This window comes from Flavobacterium sp. UGB4466, from assembly GCF_903469665.1.
In the GTDB taxonomy this organism is placed as follows: domain Bacteria; phylum Bacteroidota; class Bacteroidia; order Flavobacteriales; family Flavobacteriaceae; genus Flavobacterium; species Flavobacterium lipolyticum.
In genome coordinates this window covers 1-3,792 of record NZ_CAGKLC010000197.1, presented here as the reverse complement: position 1 = coordinate 3,792, position 3,792 = coordinate 1, and the positions used below count along the sequence as shown (strand labels likewise).

The window sequence follows — 3,792 nt, the reverse complement described above, 5'->3', positions numbered from 1 at the left end:
TGTCGGGGTGGCAGGATTCGAACCTGCGGCCTCCTGCTCCCAAAGCAGGCGCGATAACCGGGCTACGCTACACCCCGAGGCAAAATCTAAGCGGAGAGACAGGGACTCGAACCCTGGCGACGGTTACCCGTCGACAGATTAGCAATCTGCTCCATTACCGCTCTGGCACCTCTCCAAGCTCAAGAATCGTGTTCTGTTTTGCGGTTGCAAAGGTATAACAACATTCCATATCTCACAACTATTTTGAAGCTTTTTTTTAAGTTTTTTTAATCTTTTTTTCAAAACACTTCACAATCAAATAAATAGAATTAACTAAAAATTCACATTAAATTTAAAATTCAATCGAATTGAGACAAAATTTGAATTTATTTAAATAAAGAGTAAATTTGCTTGATTAACTAATATTAACAGAAAATGAACAAAAGAGTTGTTATCGTTTCTGCCGTTAGAACACCTATCGGAAGTTTCATGGGAGGCTTATCTACTGTACCTGCCCCTAAATTAGGTGCTGCCGCAATAAAAGGCGCACTTCAAAAAATTAACCTTGACCCAAAATTAGTTGATGAAGTATTTATGGGTAATGTGGTACAGGCCGGAGTTGGTCAGGCACCAGCACGTCAGGCTGCACTTTTTGCAGGCTTATCTGAAGAGGTTGCTGCTACCACTGTAAACAAAGTTTGTGCTTCAGGAATGAAAGCTGTTATGTTCGCCGCACAGGCTATCGCTTGTGGTGATGCTGAAATCGTAGTAGCCGGAGGAATGGAAAACATGAGCTTGATTCCACATTATGTACAGATGCGCAACGGAACTAAATTTGGTCCGGCTTCTATGCTTGACGGAATGCAGAAAGATGGTTTGACAGATGCTTACGATAACAACGCAATGGGAGTTTGCGCTGATTTATGTGCATCTGAATACAACATCAGCCGTGAAGAACAGGATAATTTTGCGATTCAGTCTTACGAAAGAAGTGCAAAAGCCTGGGATGCCGGAAAATTTGATAATGAAATTGTACCAGTAGAGGTTCCACAAAGACGTGGTGAACCTATTATCGTTTCAAAAGACGAGGAATACACCAATGTAAAACTGGATAAGATCCCTACACTGGGAGCTGTTTTCACTAAAGACGGGACAGTTACTGCTGCCAATGCTTCTACCATAAACGACGGAGCAGCTGCTTTGGTTTTAATGTCTGAAGAAAAAGCAGCTTCCTTAGGATTAAAACCTTTGGCTTACATAAAAGGATACGCTGATGCTGCTCAGGAGCCAAAATGGTTTACCACCAGCCCGGCAAAAGCATTACCGAAAGCTTTAGACAAAGCCGGAATCTCAGTAAGTGATGTTGATTATTTTGAATTCAACGAAGCATTTGCAGTGGTTGGATTAGCCAATTCAAAAATTCTTAATCTTGACAACGATAAAGTAAACGTAAACGGTGGAGCTGTTTCCTTAGGCCATCCTCTAGGATGCTCGGGAGCAAGAATCATCGTAACTTTGCTAAGTGTTTTAGAGCAAAACAATGCCAAAACCGGAGCTGCAGCAATTTGCAACGGCGGTGGAGGTGCTTCGGCAATTGTTATCGAGAGAGCTTAATACTATTCTGTTAGGAGTTATTTGTTTTCCAGATAACTCCTAATTTTTAACTTATAAATTACCTTAAATGTTCGGAATTTGCAATTTAGCCATAGTACCCGTACGAGCTGAGCCAAGTGACAGAAGTGAAATCGTTACTCAACTTTTGTTTGGTGAACATATCGAGATTTTGGAACGTCAAAATCAATGGGCCCGAATAAGAATTCAGTATGACGACTATGAAGGCTGGGTAGATTCGAAACAATACCAGGTTATTTCGGAAGCAAATTTTAAACAATTAAGCAATGATGCTATTATCTTAAATGCTGACTTGATTGATTACATCACTTCTGCCAACAATTTATTACTACCCATTCCGCTTGGCGCTTCTTTGTCTTTTTTAAATAACAGTGAAATCAATATCTCCAATTTTGATTTTGAAGGAACCAAAACCAGCGGTATCAAACCTAAGAGCGCTATCATAAGTACTGCATTTATGTATTTGAACGCCCCTTATCTTTGGGGAGGTAAAACTCCTTTTGGAATTGACTGTTCGGGTTTCACTCAAATGGTTTACAAATTAAACGGCTATAAAATTCATCGTGACGCCTCACAACAGGCTCTTGACGGAGAACCCCTGAGTTTTATCGAAGAAAGCGAAGCCGGCGACCTGGCCTTTTTTGATAACGACGAAGGAAACATTACACATGTTGGTATTATCATGGACAATAATTACATCATTCATGCCAGCGGTAAAGTTCGCATTGATCGTTTGGATCACTTAGGAATCTACAATCCCGAAACAAACAAACACACTCACAAATTGCGTGTAATTAAGAAGATCATCTAACTCTACCCTTGCAAATCGGGATTTTTTTCTTCGAACTTTGATATGAACAACAAAATTGTTGTATCTTTATAGCAAAATAGTTGTATCATGAAAAAGATAAAACAAAATACAGAACCTTTTGATACTAAGAGAAGCATTCGAAATGCTTCCGGGAAAGTAATTTCTATTAAAAGATCAACTCTAAGTTCTGACGGGAAAGAATACAGCTGGAGCAACAAAATGGAACGCGTTGGAGTTATCCGATCCGGTATTCCTTATGATTCCATTGAAGTCATTAGCAGGCGACTAAACAACCCTGTAAAATCTATGCTGGCAATTGTGGGAATTCCTCAAACCACTTACAATAAGAAAAAAAGCGAGCATTTACTTTTAGACAGCAGAGACAGTGAATTGGTTATTTTAATCAATGAACTGATCGATTACGGCCTGGAAGTTTTCAATAATGAAGAAGAAAAATTCCAAAGGTGGCTTAAAAAGCCTAATTTATCTATTGGCGGAAGCACTCCTGAGAACATGCTGGACACTGTAACCGGAATTAACGAGGTGAAATTTAGTTTAAACCGACTAGAGTACGGAAACTTAGCTTAATGAAGGTTTTTAGAATCGAAAGAGAAAAATACCTGTCCTCTACTTTAGCAGGAATCGGAGCCTCGATGTCTGAAGGTTTCCGATGGAACAGCCTCAACACCCGTATGGTTTACACAGCCGAAAGTCGTGCATTAGCTACGCTTGAAGTATCCGTTCATTTAGATTTAAGCGAAGATTTACCTTTGGATCGATTTTATGTGGAGATCGAAATCCCGGATGAAATCACCATTCAGGAAGTTCGACTGGAAGATTTACCGGAAGACTGGAATTCCAAACCTCCAATCCTGATAACACAAACGATTGGCGACGATTTTATTGATTACAATGAAGCTGCTATTTTAAAAGTTCCAAGCTGTATAGTACCGCAGGAATTCAATTACCTCATAAATCCGGCTCATCCGGACAGTAAGAAAATTAAGGTTGTCAGCACTACCAAAATGAATTTTGATTCGAGATTTCAAAACAAACACTAATTTCACGAATTCACACGAATTAAAATCTTTCTAATCCATCTAATCTGTGGCAAAAAAAATTAGTACCAATTAGTGTAATTCCTATTGAAACACTAATTTCACGAATTCACACGAATTAAAATCTTTCTAATCCATCTAATCTGTGGCAAAAAATTAGTACCAATTAGTGTAATTCCTATTGAAACACCAATTTCACGAAGTAGCACGAAGTAAAAATCTATTTAATCGCTCCAATCTGTGGCAAAAAATTAGTACCAATTAGTGTAATTCCTATTGAAACACCAATTTCACGAAGTAGCACGAAGTAAA

The 3,792-nt window shown here is 39.0% G+C and carries 4 protein-coding genes and 2 tRNA genes; 4 read left to right on the top strand and 2 right to left on the bottom strand.

Going from position 1 to position 3,792, the window contains the following annotated elements:
* Nucleotides 1–2: 2 nt before the first annotated feature.
* Both JO950_RS21475 and JO950_RS21470 read right to left on the bottom strand, forming a co-directional pair.
* Nucleotides 3–77 (bottom strand) — tRNA-Pro (locus tag JO950_RS21475).
* A gap of 14 nt (nucleotides 78–91) precedes the next feature.
* A tRNA-Ser gene (locus tag JO950_RS21470) sits at nucleotides 92–175 on the bottom strand.
* 239 nt (nucleotides 176–414) lie between these two features.
* On the opposite strand from JO950_RS21470, the gene JO950_RS21465 reads away from it, so the two are divergent.
* The 4 genes from JO950_RS21465 (at nucleotide 415) to JO950_RS21450 (ending at nucleotide 3,483) form a co-directional block, all read left to right on the top strand.
* Nucleotides 415–1,593, top strand: a complete 1,179-nt coding sequence (locus JO950_RS21465; RefSeq protein WP_202704470.1) for an acetyl-CoA C-acyltransferase — start codon at nucleotides 415–417, stop codon at nucleotides 1,591–1,593.
* A gap of 67 nt (nucleotides 1,594–1,660) precedes the next feature.
* A complete protein-coding gene (locus JO950_RS21460; protein WP_202704469.1) occupies nucleotides 1,661–2,422 on the top strand; it encodes a C40 family peptidase in 762 nt (253 codons plus the stop codon).
* 87 nt (nucleotides 2,423–2,509) lie between these two features.
* Complete coding sequence (locus JO950_RS21455) at nucleotides 2,510–3,010, top strand: antitoxin Xre/MbcA/ParS toxin-binding domain-containing protein (protein ID WP_202704468.1); 501 nt, start codon at nucleotides 2,510–2,512, stop codon at nucleotides 3,008–3,010.
* Entirely contained in the window at nucleotides 3,010–3,483 is a 474-nt protein-coding gene (locus JO950_RS21450; RefSeq protein WP_202704467.1) for an RES family NAD+ phosphorylase, read from the top strand. The genes JO950_RS21455 and JO950_RS21450 overlap by 1 nt, the downstream gene beginning before the upstream one ends.
* Nucleotides 3,484–3,792 lie beyond the last annotated feature (309 nt).